Raw genomic sequence first — 22,984 nt, 5'->3', positions numbered from 1 at the left:
TAACACTCCGTGCTGGTCATTTCCGGCTGTGGCAGTAGACTGTCGCCGGGCATCTTCTGGTGTCCGCGCTAATTCTTCTTTTTTGCCGATTCTTTTCAGGATGCGCCGTCAATTATGAATCTGTTGAAATCGCTGGCAGCGGTCAGTTCCATGACCCTGTTTTCCCGCGTTCTGGGCTTTGCCCGTGATGCCATTGTGGCGCGGGTGTTTGGCGCCGGCATGGCGACCGATGCCTTCTTTGTTGCCTTTAAACTGCCTAACCTGCTGCGGCGTATCTTCGCCGAAGGCGCCTTTTCCCAGGCCTTTGTGCCCATTCTGGCCGAATACAAAAGCAAGCAGGGCGACGAGGCGACAAAACTGTTCCTGGCGTATGTCTCCGGTCTGCTGACGCTGGCCCTGGCGCTGGTGACCGTGGCGGGCATGATTGCGGCGCCCTGGGTTATCATGGTGACGGCACCGGGTTTCGCCGACAGCGCAGACAAGTTTGCCCTGACCAGTTCGCTGCTGCGGGTCACCTTTCCTTACATCATGCTGATTTCGCTGGCGTCGCTGGCGGGGGCGGTGCTGAACACCTGGAACCGCTTTTCGGTGCCCGCTTTTGCGCCGACCCTGCTGAACGTCAGCATGATCGGGTTTGCCCTGTTTGCCGCACCGCACTTCCATCCGCCGGTCATGGCGCTGGCCTGGGCGGTTGTCGCGGGTGGGGTGCTGCAGCTCGGCTATCAGCTGCCTCACCTGAAAAAGCTCGGCATGCTGGTCCTGCCGCGCCTGAACCTGCGCGATGCGGGCGTCTGGCGCGTGATGCGTCAGATGGGGCCGGCCATTCTGGGCGTCTCTGTCAGCCAGATCTCGCTGATTATCAACACCATCTTCGCCTCGTTTCTGGTCTCCGGATCGGTCTCCTGGATGTACTACGCGGATCGCCTGATGGAGTTCCCGTCGGGAGTGCTGGGCGTGGCGCTGGGCACCATCCTGCTGCCGTCGCTGGCCAAGAGTTTTGCCAGCGGCAATCACGATGAGTATTCACGGCTGATGGACTGGGGCCTGCGCCTCTGCTTCCTGCTGGCGCTGCCCAGCGCGGTGGCGCTGGGGATGCTCTCCGGTCCGCTGACCGTGGCGCTGTTCCAGTACGGTAAATTCACGGCGTTTGATGCCGCCATGACGCAGCGCGCCCTGATCGCCTATTCAGTCGGCCTGATGGGCCTGATCGTGGTGAAAGTGCTGGCGCCGGGCTTCTACTCCCGTCAGGACATCAAAACCCCGGTTAAGATCGCCATCATTACGCTGATCATGACGCAGATGATGAACCTGGCGTTTATCGGGCCGTTAAAACATGCGGGCCTGTCGCTGTCCATCGGTCTGGCGGCGTGCCTGAATGCGGCGCTGCTCTACTGGCAGCTGCGTAAGCGGAAGATCTTTATGCCGCAGCCAGGCTGGAGCAGCTTCCTGATCCGTCTGCTGATTGCAGTAGTGGCGATGGCAGGGGCGCTGTTTGCGATGCTGCAGTGGATGCCAGCCTGGGAGCAGGGCTCGATGCTGTGGCGCCTGCTGCGTCTGGCGGCGGTCTGTGCGGTCGGCGGTGGCGCGTACTTCCTCGCGCTGGGGCTGCTGGGCTTCCGGCTGCGCGATTACGCCCGCCGCACGGCGGTGTAACCCGCTCCGAAAGCAGATAATAAAAAATCCCGCATCAGGCGGGATTTTTTATGTCCGGATTTCAGGCTTTACGACTCAGGGTCGCCTGACCTTTTCCCCGGCCATCCGGGCCGTAAAAGGCCTGCGTCTGATGCGGCTTCAGCACTTCCAGCGCCTGTTCGGTGTAGCGGATCTGATGTTGCAGCAGCAGGCCATTATGCACGTTGGCATCCTGCAGACGACGGGAGTGCTGCTGAATAGTTTCCCAGCGGCGCGCCATGTCGTTCTGACCACGATAAGGTGCGGATGTCGCCTGACTTTGTTCGGCGGTCCGGCGCATCTCATCCAGATAGTTCAGCGTCGTCAGCAACGCGCTCTTATCTTCGGTGATACGCTGCAACAGATGACTGTTGATGCTGCCGGCTGCCAGCTGCTGCTGCTCTTCTTCCAGCACAGCGGAGAGCGACGCCAGGACATCCTGCATCTTATCTAATGTGGTCTGCAAATTACTCATGGGAATTAATTACCCTCTAAATACGCCTTCGTGTCGGCAATCAGCGCATCAGCGATTTTGCCGGTATCCATCTTCAGTTCGCCATTGCGAATGGCGGTTTTCAGTTGTTCAACGCGCTCGACGTTAATGTCTTTGCTGCTCGGCTGCATCAGCTGTGACTGTGCGCTGCTCAGGCTGACCTGGGCTGCCGCCGGTGCGCTCGCGACCGGGCTGGCACTCTGACGCACCTTGCTGCTGCCAGGCTCGCTGGTGTCACGGCTCTGTACGGTGCTGGCGGGTTTCAGAGGTTGCGTTCTGTCAATGCTCATATTCGGGCTCCTGTAGGGTCAGGGGAAGTCTGCCACCTGAATCATAATAGCGTAATCGCTTTGTTGATTCTTCTATCGGCAGCATGAGGGGCTTCTTTAACACTTTACAGCGTTATAAGAATATTCCCATCCTCGCGCACCTTACCGCTGACAATCTGGCCATTTCCCATCCTCACCCGCACCCACTGCGAACGGGCGGCGTTGTTCAGCGCCTGCCCCTCGCCACTGGCATCAAAACCGTCGCCGCTGGCAATCACAATCACGTTCTGACCGGCCTTGACCCGCCACGGCTGACGCAGCGTGGAGGGGTTAATCGGCTGGCCGGGCTGAATATCGCGCAGCACCACGGCATCGGCGACGGCGTCGCTGTTCAGCAGGGCGCGGGCGGGCAGAGTGTCCAGGCGGCCCGTCTGCAGCGTGAAGTCGCTCTCGCTGACGCTGCTGCCACGGCTCAGCAGACGGGTCGCCACCAGATAGGTGCCCGTTACCTGAACCTGCACCTGAAGGTAACGGCGGTTCTCACCGCAGTTGGCCGCCACGCTCATATTGCCCCAGAGCCGGCTGTTGCCCGGCAGGCTGAACTGCGGCGACTCACAGGCGGGCCACTGCTCCTGTGGGGTGCGAATCACCACCTCCATGCCCGCCGCATGCTGCACGTCACGCGCTTTAAAAAACTGATTTAGTTGTGCCGTGAGATCCCCGGCAGACGCCGGCAGGGCGATTGCAACCAGCAGGCTGGTCAGCAGAGTCAGATATCGACGCATTTTGCATCTCCTCACAGATAATGCCGACGAGTGTACCCCGTCCCGAAAATCCTCAAGAGTCAAAATAGCGGTCATTTGAGGCGTTATTCAGACGATGACCTCTTGCTTTTTCAAATTAAGCTGCCAGCTCGAAATTCTCATTTGCGGAGGAAACATGCTCGACAAACTGGATGCGGCGCTGAAATTTGGAACCGAGGCCCTCAACCTGCGTGCTCAGCGTCAGGAGATCCTGGCGTCAAACATTGCCAACGCCGATACCCCTGGCTATCAGGCCCGGGATATCGACTTTGCCAGCGAGCTGAGTCGGGTGATGTCCAACGGTCGTGCGGAAGGCAGCAGCATGGCGTTAAAAGTCACGTCAGCCCGTCACATTGAAGCACAGACCAACAGTGCGCCCTCGATGGACATGCTTTATCGGATCCCCGATCAGCCTTCTGCCGACGGTAACACCGTAGATATGGACCGTGAACGTACCCAGTTCGCGGATAACAGCCTGAAATATCAAACCGACCTCACCCTCATCAGCAGCCAGATCAAAGGCATGATGAGCGTGTTACAAGGGCAATAATTATGGCCTTGCTGAACATTTTTGACATTGCCGGCTCAGCGATGACCGCGCAATCACAGCGATTAAACGTCAGTGCCAGTAACCTGGCCAACGCCGACAGCGTCACCGGCCCCGATGGCAAACCTTACGTGGCCAAGCAGGTGGTCTTCCAGACCGATGCGGCGCCTGGCGCTGCGACCGGTGGCGTGAAAGTGGCGAAAGTGGTGGATGATCCCACGCCGCCGAAGCTGGTCTACGACCCGGGCAATCCGATGGCGGATGCCAAAGGCTACGTGAAGATGCCAAACGTGGATGTGGTCTCGGAAAGCGTCAACACCATGTCGGCGTCCCGCAGTTACCAGGCCAACGTTGAGGTACTCAACACCGTGAAGTCGATGATGATGAAAACCCTGACGCTCGGACAATAACGGAGAAGAATAATGGCTATTGCGGTAGGCGTTAATGAAAAGCTGGACCCCACGGTCCTCAGCTCATCCAGCACCAGCGGCACCGGTAACAGTGCGCAGGATCTGCAGAATCAGTTCCTGACCATGCTGGTGACACAGTTACAGAACCAGGATCCCACCAATCCGATGGATAACAGCCAGCTCACCACGCAGCTGGCGCAGATCAATACCCTGAGCGGCATTGAAAAACTGAACACCACGCTGGGTTCGATCTCCGGGCAGATCAACACCAGCCAGTCGCTGCAGAGCTCCACGCTGATTGGTCATGGCGTGATGGTTAATGGCGGGCAGATCCTGGTCGGCCAGGGCACCACCACCCCCTTTGGCGTTGAGCTGACCTCCGCCTCGACTGCGGCTACCGCCACAATCAAGGATGCCAGCGGTTCCGTGATCGACACCGTCGATCTGGGTGCGCTGAGCGCAGGCGTTCACACCTTCTCGTGGGATGGCAAGCTCACCGATGGCTCTGCCGCTCCGGATGGTAAATACACTGTTGCGATTGCCGCAAGCAATGGCAGCACACAACTGGTGGCACAACCGCTTAACTACGCCTACGTCAACGGGGTGAGTACGGCCAACGACACCACAAAACTGGATCTCGGCACCATGGGCTCCGCCACCCTTGACGACGTACGTCAGATTCTCTGATTAACCTGTAGACAGGACACACACACATGTCATTTTCCCAAGCGGTCAGCGGCCTTGGTGCTGCTTCAAGTAACCTTGATGTCATCGGTAACAACATCGCCAACTCCGCGACAGCGGGCTTTAAATCCAGCACCATCGCGTTCGCCGATATGTTTGCCGGTTCTAACGTCGGCCTCGGCACCAAAGTCGCGGCGGTCATTCAGAACTTCAACGACGGTGCGACCACCACCACCAGCCGTGGGCTGGATGTGGCGCTGAGCGGTAACGGCTTCTTCCGTATGACCGACAGCAGCGGCGGCGTCTTCTATTCCCGTAACGGCCAGTTCACGCTGGATGCCAACCGTAACCTGGTCAACACCCAGGGCCTGAACGTGACCGGCTATCCGGCCAGCGGTTCACCGGCCACCATTCAGGCGGGTGCGAACCCGGTGGCGCTGCGTATTCCAACCGAGCAGATGTCCGCGCGTGCCACGACCACCGCCGGTCTGGTTGCTAACCTGAACTCCACGGATACCACGCCTTCCGTCACCACCTTCTCGACGGCGAACGCGGACAGCTACAACAAGAAAACCACCGTGACCGTGTTCGACTCGCAGGGTAATGACCACGCGCTCGACATGTATTTCTCGAAAGATGCCACCAGCAACAGCTGGACCGTGCGCACCATCGATGGCGAAACCGGCAGCTCGGCGGGTGACTTCCGCATGGCGTTTGACACCAGCGGTAAGCTGACCAGCGTTTCTAAGCTGGACGCCAGCGGCGCAGTTGTCAGCACTACCACAGATGGCACCGTCGGCCTGACGCTGAACGCGGGCGGCGCCAACGGTGCGGTCGCGAACCAGCCAATCAGCATGAGCATGCTGGGCAGCCTGCAGCAGAACACCGGCGCCACTACCTTTGGCAGCCCGACTCAGGATGGCTATGCGCCAGGCGATCTGACCAGCTACGCGATCAACGATGACGGCACCATCACCGGCACCTACTCAAACCAGAAAACCCAGCTGCTGGGTCAGATCGTACTGGCGAGCTTCTCTAACCCGGAAGGTCTGCAGTCGAAGGGCGACAACGTCTGGCAGGCTTCGAACGCCTCCGGTCAGGCAGCGGTTGGCCTGGCGAACACCGGCACCTTTGGTTCACTGACGGCGGGCGCGCTGGAATCGTCCAACGTCGATATGAGTAAAGAGCTGGTGAACATGATCGTTGCGCAGCGTAACTATCAGGCGAACGCGCAGACCATCAAAACTCAGGACCAGATTCTCAACACGCTGGTTAACTTACGTTAATTCGCTAACAGGATTGCCTTATGGATCACGCGATATATACCGCGATGGGCGCGGCCAGCCAGACGCTGGATCAGCAGGCGGTTACCGCCAGCAACCTCGCCAACGCCTCCACACCCGGCTTTCGTGCACAGCTCAATGCGCTGCGCGCCGTGCCGGTGAGTGGCTGGTCACTGCCTACCCGTACGCTGGTAGCCGCCTCGACGCCGGGCGCGGACATGAGCCAGGGCGCGATGGATTACACCGAGCGTCCGCTGGATGTGGCGGTGCAGCAGGATGGCTGGCTGGCCGTACGGACCGCAGACGGCAGTGAAGCCTATACCCGCAACGGCAATATGCAGATCAGCCCCAACGGTACGCTGACGGTTCAGGGCAATCCTGTGATGGGCGATGGCGGCCCGATTGTGATCCCACAGGGCACGGAGATCACCATCGCGGCAGATGGCTCCATTACCGGGCTGAATGCCGGTGATTCACCCAACGCCACGGTTCAGCTGGGCAAACTCAAACTGGTGCGGGCGACCGGCCAGGAGTTACAGCGCAGCGACGACGGCATGTTCCGGCCGACTGCGGCGACGCAGGCCACCCGCGGCGCGGCTCTGCAGGCGGACGCCACCATGCAGGTTATGCCGGGCGTGCTGGAAGGCAGCAACGTCAAACCGGTAGAAACCATGGTCGATATGATCGCCAACGCCCGACGTTTTGAGATGCAGATGAAAGTCATCACCAACGTCGACGAAAATGAACAGAAAGCCAATCAGCTCCTGAACATGAGCTAAGGCGCGAGGATAACAACATGATTCGTTCTTTATGGATCGCTAAGACCGGTCTTGATGCGCAGCAGATGAACATGGACGTCATTGCCAACAACCTGGCAAACGTCAGCACCAACGGTTTTAAACGTTCGCGTGCCGTGTTCGAAGATCTGATGTACCAGACCATGCGTCAGCCGGGCACGCAGTCGTCTGAACAGACGACGCTGCCATCCGGCCTGCAGATTGGTACCGGTGTACGTCCGGTGACCACGGAGCGCCTGCACACTCAGGGCAACCTGTCGCAGACCAGTAACTCAAAAGATATCGCCATCAACGGCCAGGGCTATTTTCAGATTCAGATGCCGGATGGCACCTCGGCTTATACCCGTGACGGCGCGTTTCAGGTGGATCAGAACGGCCAGCTGGTGACCAACTCCGGTTTCCCGGTGCAGCCCGGCATTACCATTCCGGCTAACGCCACCAGCATCACGGTCTCCCGTGACGGTGTGGTCAGCGTGACCCAGCAGGGTCAGGCGCAGGCCGCGCAGGTGGGTCAGTTAACCCTGAGCACCTTTATGAACGATGCCGGTCTCGATAGCGTGGGTGAAAACCTCTACAAGGAAACCCAGGCCTCAGGTGCGCCGACGGACAGCACGCCAGGCCAGAACGGCGCCGGTCTGCTCTATCAGGGCTACACCGAAACCTCGAACGTTAACGTGGCGGAAGAGCTGGTCACCATGATCCAGACGCAGCGCGCCTACGAAATCAACAGCAAGGCGATCAGTACCTCCGATCAGATGCTGGCGAAATTAACACAGATTTAATCCCGGACAGGGCCAGCGTCTGCTGGCCTGAAACAGAGACATGAATAAGGTCGTGACACCGTGGCGAAGCAACAGATTCTCAAGCCTGGACATTGGTTAGTCGCCTCATTGCTGCTAACCCTTAACGGATGTGCGCTGGTCCCGCGGACCCCGCTGGTCGAGGGCGCAACCACGGCGCAGCCGCTGCCGTCCGCGCCACCGGTGGTCAACGGATCGATTTTTCAGGGCGTCGCACCGCTGAACTACGGCTATCAGCCGCTGTTTGAAGATCGCCGTCCTCGCAACATTGGCGATACCCTGACCATCACCCTGCAGGAAAACGTCAGCGCCAGCAAAAGTTCGTCGGCGAATGCCAGCCGTGATGGCAAAAACAGCTTTGGCCTGAGTGCCGTTCCGACCGGCCTGGCGGGACTGGTGGGGGCAAATGGCGAAAAAGCCAACCTCAGTGCCGAAGGCAAAAACGACTTCGCAGGTAAAGGCGGCGCATCTGCCAATAACACCTTTACCGGCACCATTACCGTCACCGTGGATCAGGTGCTGTCGAACGGCAACCTGCACGTCGTCGGTGAAAAACAGATCGCCATTAATCAGGGCACAGAGTTCATTCGCTTCTCGGGCGTGGTCAACCCACGCACCATCAGCGCCAGCAACGCTGTGTTATCTACCGCGGTCGCCGATGCACGTATTGAGTACGTCGGTAATGGCTATATCAATGAGGCGCAGACCATGGGCTGGTTGCAGCGCTTCTTCCTGAACATCTCTCCGATGTAAGAGGCTTCAATGAAAAAGTTAACGCTGTTACGCGCCGGGCTGGCGCTGCTCCTGAGTGTCAGCCTGCTGGCCAGGGCGGATTTGATTCGCGATCTCACCACGGTACAGGGCGTACGTGATAACCAGCTGCTGGGCTATGGCCTGGTGGTGGGCCTCGATGGCACCGGTGACCAGACGACGCAGACGCCCTTTACCACGCAGACCGTGAGCAACATGCTCTCCCAGCTGGGGATCACCGTGCCGGCCGGCACCAACATGCAGCTGAAAAACGTGGCGGCCGTTATGGTGACGGCAAAACTGCCTGCGTTTGCCCGTCAGGGACAGAATCTGGACGTGGTGGTTTCCTCGTTGGGTAACGCCAAGAGCCTGCGCGGCGGCACGCTGTTAATGACGCCGCTGAAAGGGGTCGATAACCAGGTTTACGCGCTGGCGCAGGGTAACATCCTGGTCGGCGGCGCGGGCGCCTCCGCGGGCGGCAGCAGCGTTCAGGTAAACCAGCTCAACGGGGGCCGCATCACCGGCGGGGCGACTGTTGAACGTGAACTGCAGAGCAACTTTGGCTCGCAGAACACCATCAACCTGCAGCTGAATAACGAAGATTTCTCGATGGCGCAGCGTATCGCCGACGCGATTAACGCGCGCGGCGGCTATGGCTCGGCGCAGCCGCTGGATGCCCGGACCGTGCAGATCCGCGTGTCGCCAAACAATGGCGCGCAGGTGCGTCTGCTGGCCGATATTCAGAACATCAACGTCTCGATTCCGGTCGAAGATGCGAAGGTGATCATTAACTCACGTACCGGCTCGGTGGTGATGAACCGCGAAGTGACGCTGAACCAGTGTGCAGTGGCGCAGGGCAACCTGTCGGTCACGGTCAATCAGCAGCAGAACGTCAGCCAGCCTGACACGCCGCTGGCCGGGGGACAGACGGTGGCGACGACGCAGACCCAGATCGATCTGCGTCAGTCCGGTGGTGCGCTGCAGCGTGTGAATGCCAGCGCCAGCCTGAACAACGTGGTGCGTGCGCTGAACGCGCTGGGGGCATCGCCTATCGAACTGATGTCGATTCTGCAGTCGATGCAGAGTGCCGGCTGTCTGCGTGCCAAACTGGAAATTATCTGATGGCTGATATGCAATCTGTGATGAGTGCGGCTTACGACAGCCGCTCCCTGAATGAACTGAAACACCAGGCCAGCAACGATCCGAAAGGCCATGCGTTGCAGGTGGCGCGTCAGGTCGAAGGGATGTTTGTACAGATGATGCTGAAGAGTATGCGTGAAGCGTTGCCGCAGGACGGCATCATGAGCAACGAGCAGACTAAACTCTTTACCTCTATGTATGACCAGCAGATTGCGCAGGAGATGGGGAAGCGCGGCCTTGGCCTGGCGGAAACCATCGTCAAACAGATGCAGCCCGCCACCGCGCCGGATGAAACCGCCGGTACGGTGCCGATGAAGCTGGACAACAGCTTCATCCTCAGCACCAGTGGAGCGATACCGATGCATGCCCAGCAGCTGGAGCAGATCGTGCGCAAAGCGATGCCGCGTCTGCCCGCCGCATCTCCGACCGGCCTGCCTGGCGACAGCCGCGAGTTTATCGCCCAGCTGATGCAACCGGCGCAGGCCGCCAGCCAGCAGAGCGGCATTCCTCATCACCTGATTCTGGCACAGGCCGCGCTGGAGTCAGGCTGGGGACAGCGCCAGATCCTGACCCGCGACGGCAAACCGAGCTACAACGTGTTCGGAATTAAAGCCAGCGGCGACTGGAAGGGCGAGACGACGGATATCATGACCACCGAATATGAGCAGGGCGAAGCGAAGAAAGTGCGCGCCAGCTTCCGGGTCTATAACTCCTATTTTGAAGCGCTGACCGACTACGTCAAACTGCTGACCAGAAACCCGCGTTATGCGGCGGTAACGAACGCCGCCAGCGCAGAGCAGGGCGCGCAGGCTCTGCAGGCGGCGGGCTATGCCACCGATCCTAAATATGCGCAAAAGCTGGTGGGAATGATTCAGCAATTCAAAAGCATGGGTGAAAAAGTCGTTAAAGCCTACACCCAGGACGTGGGCGATCTGTTCTGATCATTGCGCCTCAAGTTTCACCTTAGCAAGCCGATAACAAGCCTATAGCCAGATGCGTTTTCGCCCGCTGGCGCCCACTTTGATGTTTGCCAGCCCGGTTGACGGGGAACGTAAGGAACCGAGATGTCCAGCATAATTAACTCCGCCATGAGCGGACTGAGTGCCGCGCAGGCCGCTCTGAGCACCACCAGTAGCAACATTAGCAACTACACCGTGGCGGGCTATTCGCGTCAGACCGCCCTGTTAGCCCAGGCCGGCAGCACGCTGCAGGGCAACAGCTACTACGGTAACGGCGTCAACGTGACCGGCGTGCAGCGTGAATATGACGCGTTCATCGCCACGCAGCTGCGCGGTGCCAGCGCGAACTACAGCGCTGTCGACACCCAGCACAGCCAGATTTCAAACATCGACGACCTGCTGTCGACCGCCACCACCAGCCTGTCGACCTCGCTGCAGGGCTTTTTCACCAACCTGCAGAACGTGGTCAGCAACGCCAACGATCCCTCGGCGCGTCAGTCAATGCTCAGTAATGCGCAGGGGCTGGTCAGTCAGTTCCAGAGCACGTCGCAGTATCTGAATAACATGCAGATCAGCGTCAATGCGGATATCGGTTCAGACGTTAAACAGGTCAATACCCTGACCAGCCAGATTGCCGATCTCAACAAGCAGATTGGCAAACTGACCACCGGGAATGGCGCGACCCCCAACGATCTGCTGGATAAACGCGATCAGCTCGTCAATGACCTGAACAAGATGGTCGGCGTAAACGTCTCTGAGCAGGATGGTAACTATACCGTCTCAATGGCAAACGGCCTGACGCTGGTTAACGGCTACAAATCGAACGATCTGGTGGCGATGACCTCCAGCAGCGATCCGACCCGGACCACCATTGGCTATGTCGATAAGCAGGCGGGCAACGTAGAGATCCCGGAAAAACTGATCACCACCGGTTCACTGGGCGGTCTGCTGGCGTTCCGGTCGCAGGATCTGGATCTGGCGCAGAATCAGCTGGGTCAGTTAGCGGCCGCCTTTACCACCAGCTTTAATGATGTTCACAAGCAGGGCTTTGACAGCCAGGGTAATCAGGGCGTCGATTTCTTTAACATTGGCAGCCCGCTGGTCGTCAGCAGCAGCAAAAACAGCACCGGCGCGTCCGTCACCGCAGAGTGGACCGACACCAGCGCGCTGAAAGCGTCCAACTACACCGTCAGCTATGACGGCACAAACTGGAGCGCCACCCGCGCGGCAGACGGTACGGCCGTAACGCTGACAAAGGGAACCGATGCCAGCGGCAACACCACCCTGAGCTTCGATGGCCTGAAGCTGACGGTCGGCGCATCGCCCGCACCCGCCGCGAAAGACAGCTTCCTGGTGAAGCCGGTGCAGAACGTGATCAACGACATGTCAGTGGCGATTACCAGCGAATCACAGGTCGCGGCGGCGTCTGCCGTCGGCGGAGAGAGCGATAACCGCAACGCGCAGAAGCTGCTGAACCTGCAGGACGTGAAACTGGTCAGCGGCAACGCCACGCTGTCGCAGGCTTACGCCAGCATCGTCAGCACCGTGGGTAACAAAACCAGTTCGCTGGAAACCACCAGCACCACCCAGAAAAGCGTGGTCAGCCAGCTGACCGAGCGCCAGCAGTCAGTCTCTGGTGTCAACCTCGACGAGGAGTACGCCAACCTGACCAGATATCAGCAATATTACATGGCAAATGCGCAGGTGCTGCAGACTGCCAGCACCGTGTTTAACGCATTGATCAATATTCGCTAAGGGCGGGAGATAACATGCGAATCAGTACAAATATGATTTTTGACCAGCAGGTGCGCGGGATTACCGACTCGCAGGCCTCCTGGCTTAAAGTCGGCGAGCAGCTCTCCAGCGGTCGCCGCGTCACCAATCCCTCGGACGACCCGATTGCCGCTTCGCGCGCGGTCGCGTTGACGCAGACGCAGCAGCAGGGAAAACAGTATGCGCTGGCGCGCACCTTTGCTGAGCAGGGTCTGTCACTGGAAGAGAACACTCTGAAAGGTGTCACCGAGAGCATCCAGAATGCACAGACGCTGATCGTTAACGGTTCCACCGGCACGCTGAGTGACGATGACCGGGGATCGATCGCGACCCAGCTGGAGGGGATCCGTGCGCAGTTGCTGAACCAGGCCAACAGTAAAGATGCCAACGGCCGTTACATCTTTGCCGGCTATAAGACGGACAGCGCGCCATTCGCGGACACGGCGGGTACGGGTGTCGCTTACACCGGCGGCACCGAGGCGATCACCCAGAAGGTCGACACCAGCCGGACCATGACCGTGGCACACACCGGCGATGCTATCTTTATGTCGATCACAAGCAATGCCAAAAAAGAGCCGGATGGCACAGCCAGTGAAACTAACGTGTTCGCGATGCTGGATAGCGCTATCGCTGCGCTGAAAGTCCCGCAGGATGATGCGGATGCCACGACCAAACAGACGTTCCAGGCGGCGATGGATAAAACCAACCGGGGTCTGGGCAATTCGCTGAACAATGTCTTAGCCGTACGTTCTGAAATCGGTATCCAGCTGTCAGAGATTGATACGCTGAATGCGCAGGGCGATGACCGCAGCGTGATCTACAACTCGCAGATGAGCGATCTGGTTAACGTCGATTACACCAAGGCGGCGTCTGACTACACCATGCAGCAGACGGCCCTGCAGGCCTCTTATAAGACCTTCACTGATATGTCCAAGATGTCACTGTTCAAGGTGAATTCGTAATCTGACCTGAAAATTTGAGCGTACTTTAACCGGATACGCTTACTTTTCCCCACCCGCCTGGTAAAGGCGCGTGGGGTTTTTTTTGTCTGAAAATCAGCCCGCGCCCGGTCCGGGGTCAATGGCGCTGGCAGGGCACTGACCCGCTGCCGCTTTTCGCCTGGCCGTTTCTGTAACTGCGGCCCGGACACTGGTGATCACGAGGCAGCCTGCAGGTAATACACAGGCATAAAAAAACCCCGGCTAATCAGGCCGGGGTTGTGTTCACAACGGCGTCTGCGTTACGGCTTGGTAGCCGGCGCGGTGGCCTGATGTGTGGCGCTGTGACCGCCCGCAGAACCACGACCGTCGAACTGGTACGGTGCACGTACCCAGTCACTGTGCCGCGCAGGTTCGGACTGCCAGGCTGGCGCAGGCGCTTTGGTCATCGGTGCTGAAGCGAAGTGCTTCCAGCGGGTGCCCTCATGCGCTGCGGTTTCTGCAGCAGGTGCTGGCTGCCCGGTCACGACAGCCGGCGCAGCCGGGGCGACATCGCGGGCAGCGACCGGTGCATGTGGCTCGCTGACAGGAGCAGAGTCTGCTTCTGCGGCGACCGGGGCATTCAGCACTTCCTCGACTTCTGCGGTAATAACGTCGCTGACATCGCTGGCGGTCTGCTCTGCCACTTTCACTGGCTCGTCAGCATCTGCTGTTTCAGCCGGTGCTGCGTCTGCGGGCTTAGTCACCTCTGCGGTCTCCGCGGCAGGGCTGGCAACCGGTGACGCTTCAGCGACAGGTTCAGCAGGCACGGCTTCGGCCGCAACGGCTTCCGCTTTTGCCTCTTCGGCTGCCGGAACAACCGAAGGCTGCTCATCAACCGGCGCGTCGATAGCGCGGGTGTCGTCGGTGTTCACGACCGGCACCGGCGTGTCTGCCTGTGGCTCAGCCTGCTGAACAGGTGCGTCCTGTGCTACGGCTTCGACGGCGGCGGCGACCGGTGCTGCCGCGACGTCTGCTGGCTCTTCACGGTTGTACGCCGGGGTCTCTGGCGCCACGTTCTGAACCTGCTCATCGCTGGTCTGGCTTACCGGATAGCGAACCCAGACTTTACCGGATGCCATCTCAGGTGAGGCAGCCGCAGCGGCCAGCGGCATCGCTGACTGCGTCGGGTAACGCTCATCACGGTAACGACGACGACGCTGTCCGCTGACGCGCAGATGACGCGGCGAACGACGTGAACGGCGCGGCATGTTGGCGCTGTCACGGTTGTCGTTATCATCCTGCTCATCGTTCTGCTGCGCCTGCAGCTCAGGCTGAGCGACGTCGCTCTGCTGCGGCTGACGCGCCTCAGCAGGCTGTGCTGCTGCCTCGGCAGTCACGGGCTGACGATTATCATCCACGCGCACTTTCTGGTTCAGCTGACGCGGCTTACGACGCGGCATAACCTGCACGCGCTCATCATCCTGCGCCTCGGTGACTTCCTGAGACTCCGCCACAACGGCGGCCTGCTCAGCGGCTTTAGCGGCCTCTTCACCGGCACGTTTCTCTTCCTGACGACGACGCTGACGCTCAGCACGCTGCTCACGACGCTGCTGTTGCTGCTCATCGCGCTGCTGACGCGCTTCTTCGCTCAGCGCCGGACGCTCTTCGCGGGTCTCTGCAGACTGAGACTGACGTTTGTTACGGCGGTTGTCGTTGCCCTCGCGCGGCTCACGGCTTTCACGCGGTTCACGGCTCTCACGCGGTTCGCGTGGCTCGCGGCTTTCGCGCGGTTCACGGCCTTCACGCGACTGCGTGTTGTCGCCGTTGCGCGGTGTGCGCTCGCGACGGTTGTTGTTACGGCGGTTGTTATTGTTGCTGCGGCGTTCGCCACGGCTGTTGCTGCTCTGCTGCTCGCTTTCAGCCGGTTTCTGCGGTTCCGCAACCTCTGTCGCCACCGGGGCGGCAGCCGGCGCGTCTTCGCCTGCAAACATCTTCTTCAGACCGCCGATCAGACGACCAAAGAAACCGGTGCTGACGGTAGCCGGCACGGCCACTTCCGGCGTGGTTTTGGTCGCGGGCTGGGCTTTAGCCTGCTTCGCTTCAGGCGCGACTTCAACCGGAGCCGGCGGAGCGTCAGGCATTACGAACGCGGCCAGTGCGGGCTGCTCAGGACGACGGCGCTCAGCGTGCTCCTCGTCGGACGGCATCGCCATTTCCGCTTCGTGCAGCTTCGGCAGGTGATAGCTCAGGGTCTGCGTCTCTTCGCCTTTGCGCACGCGCAGGACGGAGTAGTGCGGGGTCTGCATCTTGTCATCCGGTACGATGACCGCACGCACGCCGCCCTGGCGTTTCTCGATAGCGTTGACCGCTTCACGCTTCTCGTTCAGCAGGTAAGAGGCCACCTGAACCGGAACGATCGCGTGCACTTCTTTGGTATTGTCTTTCAGCGCTTCTTCTTCAATCAAACGCAGAATTGAGAGCGCCAGCGACTCGTTATCACGGATGGTGCCGGTGCCGCTACAGCGTGGGCAGACGTGATGACTGGATTCGCCTAAGGACGGGCTCAGACGCTGACGGGACATCTCCAGCAGGCCGAAGCGGGAAATGTGGCTGATCTGGATACGGGCGCGATCCTGACGGACGGCCTCACGCAGACGGTTTTCAACGGCGCGCTGATGGCGAACCGGGGTCATATCGATGAAGTCGATAACGATCAGGCCGCCCAGGTCACGCAGCCGCAGCTGGCGCGCAATCTCGTCGGCCGCTTCCAGGTTGGTGTTGAACGCGGTCTCTTCGATGTCGCCGCCGCGTGTAGCGCGTGCGGAGTTGATATCGATGGCGGTCAGCGCTTCGGTACTGTCGATGACGATCGAGCCACCGGAAGGCAGGCGAACTTCACGCTGGAAAGCAGATTCGATTTGCGATTCGATCTGATAGTGGCTGAACAGCGGGATCTCACCGGTGTAGAGTTTGATTTTGCTGCTGAAGTCCGGACGGCCCAGCGCAGCGATATGCTGACGCGCCAGCTCCAGTACTTTCGGGTTATCGATAAGGATTTCACCGATATCCTGACGCAGGTAGTCGCGGAAGGCGCGCACAATGACGTTGCTTTCCTGATGGATCAGGAAAGGAGCAGGGCGGTTTTCAGCGGCTTTCTTGATCGCGTCCCAGTGCTTAAGACGGAAACTTAAGTCCCACTGCAGCGATTCGGCCGATTTACCGACGCCCGCGGTACGGACAATCAGACCCATGCCTTCCGGCAGTTCCAGCGCCGACAGCGCCTCTTTCAGTTCGGTACGGTCGTCGCCTTCAATGCGGCGGGAAATGCCACCCGCGCGCGGGTTATTCGGCATCAGAACCAGGTAGCTGCCGGCCAGCGAGATAAAAGTGGTCAGCGCAGCGCCTTTGTTACCGCGCTCTTCTTTGTCGATCTGAACAATGACTTCCTGACCTTCACGCAGCACATCTTTGATATTGGGACGGCCATGCGCGTTGTAGCTGGCAGGGAAGTATTCGCGGGAAATTTCTTTTAACGGGAGGAAACCGTGACGCTCTGCGCCGTAATCGACAAACGCAGCTTCAAGACTGGGTTCAATGCGAGTGATTTTACCTTTGTAAATGTTGGCTTTTTTCTGTTCGTGTCCGGGACTTTCGATATCCAGATCGTACAGGCGCTGACCGTCAACCAGGGCAACGCGCAACTCCTCCTGCTGAGTTGCGTTTATTAACATTCTTTTCATCGTGACTTACTCGTTATTCTTTCATGAGTGATTACAGCTGCGGGCATAGTTACCCTGGACGAGTATCAACCGATGGCCCCGTGACTTAGTGCAGTGTCGTCTGCCTCACGGCTGTCGACCGCGCGAGGGGCGCAAATAACGTCGGTGGCCTGTTTTTCATAAGGGAAAACAGCACCAGATAGTGGAAATGCCTGAGAGAATAAAGAAAACCCGTGCATCCCAACCTGTTGTCCAGGCCGCAACCCGCAGCCCGCTAAGTGCCTGATTTCGCATTACGTCTTACGCCATTGCTGCGTGTCTGCTCAATCCGGCAAAATGACAATTTCGCTCTTTTTCTGCCCTGAAATGCTTCAGGTAAGAAACTCAAGCATTATTCCATTGCTAACCTTCATATAGCAAGGCGACTTTAGCCAGCTTGTGAAGTTTCTTTACATTTAACGCGCTAATGTGTCGGACAAAGCAGCGCATTGCTGAAAAAGCCAGCAGAGAAGCCGTCTGCCATCACATCAACCCCAGAGTTAAGCACAGAAAAAGGGGTGGCGCTATCAGGGGACACTATTTAGAATCGCCGCCATGAAAACAGAGAATCCCGGCGTACAGTTTGTCGCCATCACGGCTGAAAATGCCGGACAACGTATTGATAACTTTCTGCGCACCCAGCTAAAGGGTGTGCCTAAAAGCATGATTTATCGCATCGTTCGCAAAGGCGAGGTGCGGGTGAATAAAAAGCGCATCAAGCCTGAGTACAAACTGGAAGAGGGCGACGAGGTGCGCATTCCGCCGGTTCGGGTGGCGGAACGCGATGAAGACGCTGTTTCCCCTAAACTGGCGAAGGTCGCGTCGCTGGCAGAGGCGATCCTCTATGAGGATGAGTCACTGCTGGTGATGAACAAGCCTTCCGGCACCGCCGTCCATGGCGGCAGCGGGCTGACCTTCGGCGTAATCGAAGGGCTGCGCGCATTACGGCCTGAAGCGCGTTTCCTGGAGCTGGTGCACCGCCTGGACCGGGATACCTCTGGTATTCTGCTGGTCGCCAAAAAGCGTTCGGCGCTGCGTTCCCTGCATGAGCAGCTGCGTGAAAAAGGGATGCAGAAAGATTATCTGGCGCTGGTGCGCGGCAACTGGCCGTCACACCTCAAGGTGGTGCAGGCGCCGCTGCTGAAAAACATCCTGCAGAGCGGCGAGCGCGTCGTGCGCGTCAGCAGCGAAGGCAAACCTTCAGAAACCCGCTTTAAGGTGGAAGAGCGGTTCGACGTCGCTACGCTGGTGAAGGCGAGCCCGGTGACCGGACGCACGCATCAGATCCGTGTGCATACGCTGCACGCCGGGCACCCGATTGCGTTCGACGATCGCTATGGAGAACGCGATTTCGACAGCCAGCTCGCCTCTACCGGCCTGACGCGCCTGTTCCTGCACGCGGCGGCACTGACCTTTACCCATCCCGGCACGGGTGAAGTGATGCGGGTGGAAGCGCCACTGGATGATGGCCTGAAGCAGTGCCTGCAGAAGCTGCGCCAGCGGAAAGCGTAATGACGCCGGCATCACGCCGTTAAGGGGTTGATGCCGGCCTGCTGTAACATCGCGCTGAGCGCAATCAGCGGCAGGCCGACCAGCGTATTGGGATCGCGTCCCTCCAGCCGGTCAAACAGACAAATCCCCAGCCCCTCGCTCTTAAAACTGCCCGCGCACTGCAGCGGCTGCTCCTTTTCCACATAGCCTGCGATTTCCGCGTCGGTCAGCGTGCGGAAATGCACCACAAAAGGCTCACAGCACTGCAGCAGCCTGCCGCTGGCCGGATGAAAAAGGGCCAGCCCGGTATAGAAGGTGATGGCCTTGCCGCTGGCGGCGCGCAGCTGTGCCCGGGCATTCTCTGCGGTATGCGGCTTACCGGTGATCGCCCCCTCCAGTACACAGACCTGATCGGAGCCGATGATCCAGTGGTCGGGATGGCTTCCGGCCAGCGCCTGCGCTTTCGCTACGGCAAGTCGCGTTACCAGCGCCTCTGCACTTTCACCGGGACGAGGCGACTCATCCACCTCAGGCGCGGCCGTGATAAAAGGCAGCCCCAGCTTGCTTAACAGCGTCTGCCGGAAGGGGGAGGTGGAAGCTAAAAGAATTGATGGTGTCATTTTTTTTCAATAGTGATAGCGAATTGGTGACAGTCATTTTAAACTGTGCGCCGCACTGGATGCGAATAGTGGTTGAAAGATGCTGTTTAACGGCCTTTTTCTTTGACTCTATGACATTACAAAGTTAATATGCGCGCCCTATGCAAAAGGTAAAATTACCCCTAACGCTGGACCCTGTCCGCACCGCTCAGAAGCGCCTTGATTATCAGGGTGTCTACACATCTGTACAGGTGGAGCGTGTGGCCGAGTCGGTCGTTAGTGTGGACAGTGATGTGGATTGTGCCATGTCGTTTGCGGTTGATAGCCAGCGTCTGGCGGTACTGACGGGTACTGCTGAAGTAAATGTGACGTTGCGCTGCCAGCGCTGCAACCAGACCTTTCCCCATCACGTAAAAGTAAGTTATTGCTTCAGCCCTGTCTCTTCTGAAGAGCAGGCCGAGGCATTGCCGGAAGCGTACGAGCCGGTCGATGTTAATGAGTTTGGTGAGATCGATCTGCTGGCGGTTGTTGAGGATGAACTGATTCTCGCGCTGCCGGTCGTTCCGGTGCACGATTCTGAACACTGTGAAGTGTCCGAGGCGGACATGGTCTTTGGCAAACTGCCTGCAGAGGCGGAGAAACCAAATCCATTTGCCGTATTAGCCAGTTTAAAGCGTAAGTAATAGGAGTAAGGTCCATGGCCGTACAACAGAATAAACCCACCCGTTCTAAGCGTGGTATGCGTCGTTCGCACGATGCGCTGACCACTGCTGCTCTGTCAGTAGATAAAGTTTCTGGCGAAACTCATCTGCGTCACCACATCACTGCGGACGGTTACTACCGCGGTCGCAAGGTTATCGTTAAGTAAGTTTCTTGCTTAGCAAGGCGATACCTTGACACGTTTGACCCTGGCGATTGATGCCATGGGCGGGGACTTCGGTCCCTGCGTGACAGTGCCTGCAGCATTGCAGGCACTGGCCTCTCATTCGGAGCTATTCCTTCTTCTGGTCGGTCATCCCGACACTCTCACGCCATTGCTTGCCAAAGCGGATTCCTCCCTGATGGGGCGTTTGCAGGTGATCCCTGCCGAATCGGTTATTGCAAGTGATGCGCGGCCCGCTCAGGCCATCCGGAACAGTCGCGGCAGTTCAATGCGCGTCGCGCTGGAGATGGTCAAAGAGGGACGTGCAGCGGCCTGCATCAGCGCCGGTAATACCGGTGCGCTGATGGGGCTGTCGACGCTGTTATTAAAGCCGCTGGATGGCATTAAACGTCCGGCGCTGATGTCCGTGTTACCGCATCAGCAGCAGGGGAAAACCGTGGTGCTGGACCTGGGCGCAAATGTGGGCTCGGACAGTGCGATGCTGGTGCAGTTTGCGGTGATGGGGTCGGTGATGGCTGAGCATGTGCTGGGCATCCCACGGCCCCGCGTAGCGTTGCTCAATATTGGTCATGAAGAGACCAAAGGGCTGGAAACTATCCGCGATGCCGCGGTGATGCTGCGGGACACTCCGCAGATCAACTATATTGGTTACCTCGAAGGTAACGAGTTGCTCACCGGCAAAACGGATGTCATGGTCTGTGACGGTTTTGTCGGAAACGTCACGCTGAAGACGATGGAAGGCGTGGTAAGAATGTTTCTTTCTCTGCTGAAATCATCAGGGGAAGGCAAAAAACGGTCATGGTGGCTGACGTTGCTGGGACGCTGGATTCAGAAACGTCTGGCGAAGCGATTCGGGCAACTCAACCCTGACCAGTACAATGGCGCTTGTCTGTTAGGATTGCGCGGAACAGTGATCAAAAGTCACGGCGCAGCAAATCAACACGCCTTCGCCGTGGCGATAGAACAGGCAGAGCAGGCGGTGAGGCAGCACATTCCTGAGCGAATTGCTGCGCGCCTTGATGCTGTATTAGCCAGGAGTGACAAAGCCTAGATGTATACCAAAATTATCGGTACGGGCAGTTATCTGCCCAGCCAGGTTCGCACCAATGCCGATCTGGAAAAAATGGTGGAGACGTCGGACGAGTGGATTGTTACCCGTACCGGCATCCGTGAGCGTCGCATTGCCGCGCCAGATGAAACCGTCGCCACCATGGGATTCAGTGCGGCGCAACGCGCCCTTGAAATGGCAGGAATCGACGCGAACGACGTTGGGTTGATCATTGTCGCCACAACCTCTTCCAGTCACGCCTTCCCCAGCTCCGCCTGCATGATCCAGCAAATGCTGGAGATCAAAGATTGCGCGGCGTTTGACCTCGCGGCCGCCTGTGCAGGTTTCACCTATGCCCTGAGCGTCGCCGACCAATACATCAAAAATGGCGCGGTTAAGCATGCGCTGGTGATCGGCGCTGACGTGCTGGCGCGCGCGCTGGATCCGGAAGATCGCGGCACGATTATCCTGTTTGGTGATGGTGCCGGTGCCGTTGTGCTGGGCCAGAGCGAAGAGCAGGGGATTATCTCCACCCATCTTCATGCGGATGGCCGCTATGCGCAGCTGCTGACGCTGCCTTATCAGGATCGTGCCCATCAGGATCAGCCTGCCTATGTCACTATGGCTGGCAACGAAGTCTTCAAGGTCGCCGTGACCGAACTGGCGCACATCGTCGATGAAACGCTGCAGGCCAACAACCTCGATCGCGAAATGCTGGACTGGCTGGTGCCTCACCAGGCGAACCTGCGCATCATCAGCGCCACGGCGAAAAAACTTGGCATGACCATGGATAAAGTGGTTGTCACGCTGGATCGTCACGGCAACACCTCTGCCGCCTCAGTGCCAAGCGCGCTGGACGAAGCGGTGCGCGATGGCCGCATCAAACCCGGACACCTTATTCTGCTGGAAGCCTTTGGTGGTGGATTCACCTGGGGTTCTGCGCTGGTTCGCTTTTGATTGACAGGAACGAAAGATGACGCAATTTGCATTTGTTTTTCCCGGTCAGGGCTCACAGACCGTAGGCATGCTGACTGAATTAGCGGCACGCTATCCACTGGTGGAAGAGACCTTCCGTGAAGCCTCTGACGCACTGGGATATGACCTGTGGCAGTTAGTCAGTCAGGGTCCGGCCGAAGAGCTGAACAAAACCTGGCAGACGCAGCCTGCGCTGTTAGCTGCCTCCGTGGCTATCTACCGGATCTGGCAGCAGCAGGGCGGCGAACAGCCTCGCCTGATGGCGGGTCACAGCCTGGGTGAATACTCGGCGCTGGTCTGCGCAGGTGTCATCAACTTTGCCGATGCGGTGAAGCTGGTTGAACTGCGCGGCAAACTGATGCAGGAAGCGGTGCCGGAAGGCACGGGCGCCATGCAGGCGATTATCGGCCTGGATGATGCGGCGATCCGTAAGGCGTGCGAAGAGAGCGCGCAGGGTCAGGTCGTTTCACCAGTGAACTTTAACTCGCCGGGTCAGGTGGTCATCGCGGGTAACAAAGAAGCCGTTGAGCGTGCCGGTGCAGCCTGTAAAGCGGCGGGCGCGAAGCGTGCTCTGCCACTGCCGGTCAGCGTGCCGTCTCACTGTGCACTGATGAAGCCAGCGGCCGATAAACTGGCCGTGGCGCTGGAGAGCATAACCTTCAATGCGCCTGCGGTGCCGGTAATCAACAACGTTGATGTGAAAGTTGAAACCGACGCGGCGGCTATCCGTCATGCGCTGGTTCGCCAGCTCTACAGCCCGGTCCGCTGGACCGAGAGCGTGGAAGCGATGGCGGCCCAGGGCGTCACGCAGCTGCTGGAGATGGGCCCAGGCAAAGTCCTGACCGGTCTGACGAAACGCATTGTCGATACTCTGACCGCGGCTGCCGTAAACGATACGGCCTCCCTGTCAGCGGCACTCGGTAAGGAATAA

At 58.9% G+C, this 22,984-nt stretch carries 23 protein-coding genes; 18 read left to right on the top strand and 5 right to left on the bottom strand.

The features are described 5' to 3' along the window. Positions 1–114 precede the first annotated feature (114 nt). A complete protein-coding gene (gene murJ / locus J1C59_RS11785) occupies positions 115–1,653 on the top strand; it encodes a murein biosynthesis integral membrane protein MurJ (RefSeq protein ID WP_128085681.1) in 1,539 nt (512 codons plus the stop codon). A gap of 61 nt (positions 1,654–1,714) precedes the next feature. On the opposite strand, the gene flgN is transcribed toward murJ, so the two are convergent. The 3 genes from flgN to flgA all read right to left on the bottom strand — a co-directional run bounded on the left by flgN (position 1,715) and on the right by flgA (position 3,218). Further along, the gene (flgN, locus tag J1C59_RS11780) at positions 1,715–2,146 is read right to left on the bottom strand and encodes a flagellar export chaperone FlgN (RefSeq protein WP_128085682.1); all 432 of its coding nucleotides are present in this window, start codon (positions 2,144–2,146) and stop codon (positions 1,715–1,717) included. Between the two features lie 5 nt (positions 2,147–2,151). Next, on the bottom strand, positions 2,152–2,454 hold the full coding sequence (gene flgM / locus J1C59_RS11775; protein ID WP_128085683.1) for a flagellar biosynthesis anti-sigma factor FlgM: 303 nt from the start codon (positions 2,452–2,454) through the stop codon (positions 2,152–2,154). Positions 2,455–2,558: 104 nt separating this feature from the next. Then, on the bottom strand, positions 2,559–3,218 hold the full coding sequence (gene flgA / locus J1C59_RS11770) for a flagellar basal body P-ring formation chaperone FlgA (RefSeq protein ID WP_128085684.1): 660 nt from the start codon (positions 3,216–3,218) through the stop codon (positions 2,559–2,561). Between the two features lie 154 nt (positions 3,219–3,372). Here flgA and flgB point away from each other — a divergent pair, with 154 nt between their 5' ends. From flgB to flgL, 11 genes are all read left to right on the top strand, one after another. Next, a complete protein-coding gene (flgB, locus tag J1C59_RS11765; RefSeq protein ID WP_128085685.1) occupies positions 3,373–3,786 on the top strand; it encodes a flagellar basal body rod protein FlgB in 414 nt (137 codons plus the stop codon). A gap of 2 nt (positions 3,787–3,788) precedes the next feature. After that, positions 3,789–4,193 (top strand): flagellar basal body rod protein FlgC, encoded by a 405-nt coding sequence (gene flgC, locus J1C59_RS11760; RefSeq protein ID WP_128085686.1) that lies wholly within the window; start codon positions 3,789–3,791, stop codon positions 4,191–4,193. 12 nt (positions 4,194–4,205) lie between these two features. Next, the gene (flgD, locus tag J1C59_RS11755) at positions 4,206–4,880 is read left to right on the top strand and encodes a flagellar hook assembly protein FlgD (protein WP_128085687.1); all 675 of its coding nucleotides are present in this window, start codon (positions 4,206–4,208) and stop codon (positions 4,878–4,880) included. Positions 4,881–4,906: 26 nt separating this feature from the next. Next, on the top strand, positions 4,907–6,163 hold the full coding sequence (gene flgE, locus J1C59_RS11750; RefSeq protein WP_128085688.1) for a flagellar hook protein FlgE: 1,257 nt from the start codon (positions 4,907–4,909) through the stop codon (positions 6,161–6,163). A gap of 20 nt (positions 6,164–6,183) precedes the next feature. After that, the gene (locus J1C59_RS11745) at positions 6,184–6,939 is read left to right on the top strand and encodes a flagellar basal body rod protein FlgF (RefSeq protein WP_111138634.1); all 756 of its coding nucleotides are present in this window, start codon (positions 6,184–6,186) and stop codon (positions 6,937–6,939) included. Between the two features lie 17 nt (positions 6,940–6,956). Further along, a complete protein-coding gene (flgG, locus tag J1C59_RS11740) occupies positions 6,957–7,739 on the top strand; it encodes a flagellar basal-body rod protein FlgG (RefSeq protein WP_009090877.1) in 783 nt (260 codons plus the stop codon). 60 nt (positions 7,740–7,799) lie between these two features. Continuing rightward, complete coding sequence (locus tag J1C59_RS11735) at positions 7,800–8,510, top strand: flagellar basal body L-ring protein FlgH (protein WP_128084969.1); 711 nt, start codon at positions 7,800–7,802, stop codon at positions 8,508–8,510. Between the two features lie 9 nt (positions 8,511–8,519). Continuing rightward, positions 8,520–9,629 carry a flagellar basal body P-ring protein FlgI gene (locus J1C59_RS11730; protein ID WP_111138636.1) on the top strand — a complete coding sequence of 370 codons (1,110 nt, stop codon included), beginning with the start codon at positions 8,520–8,522 and terminating at the stop codon, positions 9,627–9,629. Then, positions 9,629–10,588, top strand: coding sequence for a flagellar assembly peptidoglycan hydrolase FlgJ (flgJ, locus tag J1C59_RS11725; protein WP_128084970.1), 960 nt, complete (start codon positions 9,629–9,631; stop codon positions 10,586–10,588). Before J1C59_RS11730 ends, flgJ begins: the two co-directional genes overlap by 1 nt. Before the next feature lie 123 nt (positions 10,589–10,711). Continuing rightward, entirely contained in the window at positions 10,712–12,361 is a 1,650-nt protein-coding gene (gene flgK / locus J1C59_RS11720) for a flagellar hook-associated protein FlgK (RefSeq protein ID WP_128084971.1), read from the top strand. A 14-nt stretch (positions 12,362–12,375) separates the two neighbouring features. Then, positions 12,376–13,341: a flagellar hook-associated protein FlgL gene (gene flgL / locus J1C59_RS11715; RefSeq protein ID WP_128084972.1), complete on the top strand. Its 966-nt coding sequence runs from the start codon at positions 12,376–12,378 to the stop codon at positions 13,339–13,341. A gap of 278 nt (positions 13,342–13,619) precedes the next feature. On the opposite strand, the gene rne is transcribed toward flgL, so the two are convergent. After that, the gene (gene rne / locus J1C59_RS11710; protein WP_128084973.1) at positions 13,620–17,039 is read right to left on the bottom strand and encodes a ribonuclease E; all 3,420 of its coding nucleotides are present in this window, start codon (positions 17,037–17,039) and stop codon (positions 13,620–13,622) included. A 573-nt stretch (positions 17,040–17,612) separates the two neighbouring features. Between rne and rluC the strand changes: the two genes are divergently transcribed. After that, positions 17,613–18,569 (top strand): 23S rRNA pseudouridine(955/2504/2580) synthase RluC, encoded by a 957-nt coding sequence (rluC, locus tag J1C59_RS11705; RefSeq protein WP_128084974.1) that lies wholly within the window; start codon positions 17,613–17,615, stop codon positions 18,567–18,569. 11 nt (positions 18,570–18,580) lie between these two features. On the opposite strand, the gene J1C59_RS11700 is transcribed toward rluC, so the two are convergent. Beyond that, entirely contained in the window at positions 18,581–19,168 is a 588-nt protein-coding gene (locus tag J1C59_RS11700) for a Maf family protein (RefSeq protein ID WP_128084975.1), read from the bottom strand. A 140-nt stretch (positions 19,169–19,308) separates the two neighbouring features. Between J1C59_RS11700 and yceD the strand changes: the two genes are divergently transcribed. From yceD to fabD, 5 genes are read left to right on the top strand one after another with little or no spacing between them, the layout of a single operon-like run. Then, positions 19,309–19,830 (top strand): 23S rRNA accumulation protein YceD, encoded by a 522-nt coding sequence (gene yceD, locus J1C59_RS11695; protein ID WP_111138644.1) that lies wholly within the window; start codon positions 19,309–19,311, stop codon positions 19,828–19,830. A 14-nt stretch (positions 19,831–19,844) separates the two neighbouring features. Further along, entirely contained in the window at positions 19,845–20,015 is a 171-nt protein-coding gene (gene rpmF / locus J1C59_RS11690; RefSeq protein WP_003849870.1) for a 50S ribosomal protein L32, read from the top strand. Between the two features lie 25 nt (positions 20,016–20,040). Continuing rightward, positions 20,041–21,081, top strand: a complete 1,041-nt coding sequence (gene plsX, locus J1C59_RS11685) for a phosphate acyltransferase PlsX (protein WP_140917188.1) — start codon at positions 20,041–20,043, stop codon at positions 21,079–21,081. Further along, the gene (locus J1C59_RS11680; RefSeq protein WP_098050954.1) at positions 21,082–22,035 is read left to right on the top strand and encodes a beta-ketoacyl-ACP synthase III; all 954 of its coding nucleotides are present in this window, start codon (positions 21,082–21,084) and stop codon (positions 22,033–22,035) included. Positions 22,036–22,051: 16 nt separating this feature from the next. Further along, complete coding sequence (fabD, locus tag J1C59_RS11675; protein ID WP_128084976.1) at positions 22,052–22,984, top strand: ACP S-malonyltransferase; 933 nt, start codon at positions 22,052–22,054, stop codon at positions 22,982–22,984.

The organism is Pantoea deleyi (assembly GCF_022647325.1).
Lineage (GTDB): Bacteria > Pseudomonadota > Gammaproteobacteria > Enterobacterales > Enterobacteriaceae > Pantoea > Pantoea deleyi.
This window is presented reverse-complemented; position numbering and strand designations above follow the sequence as displayed.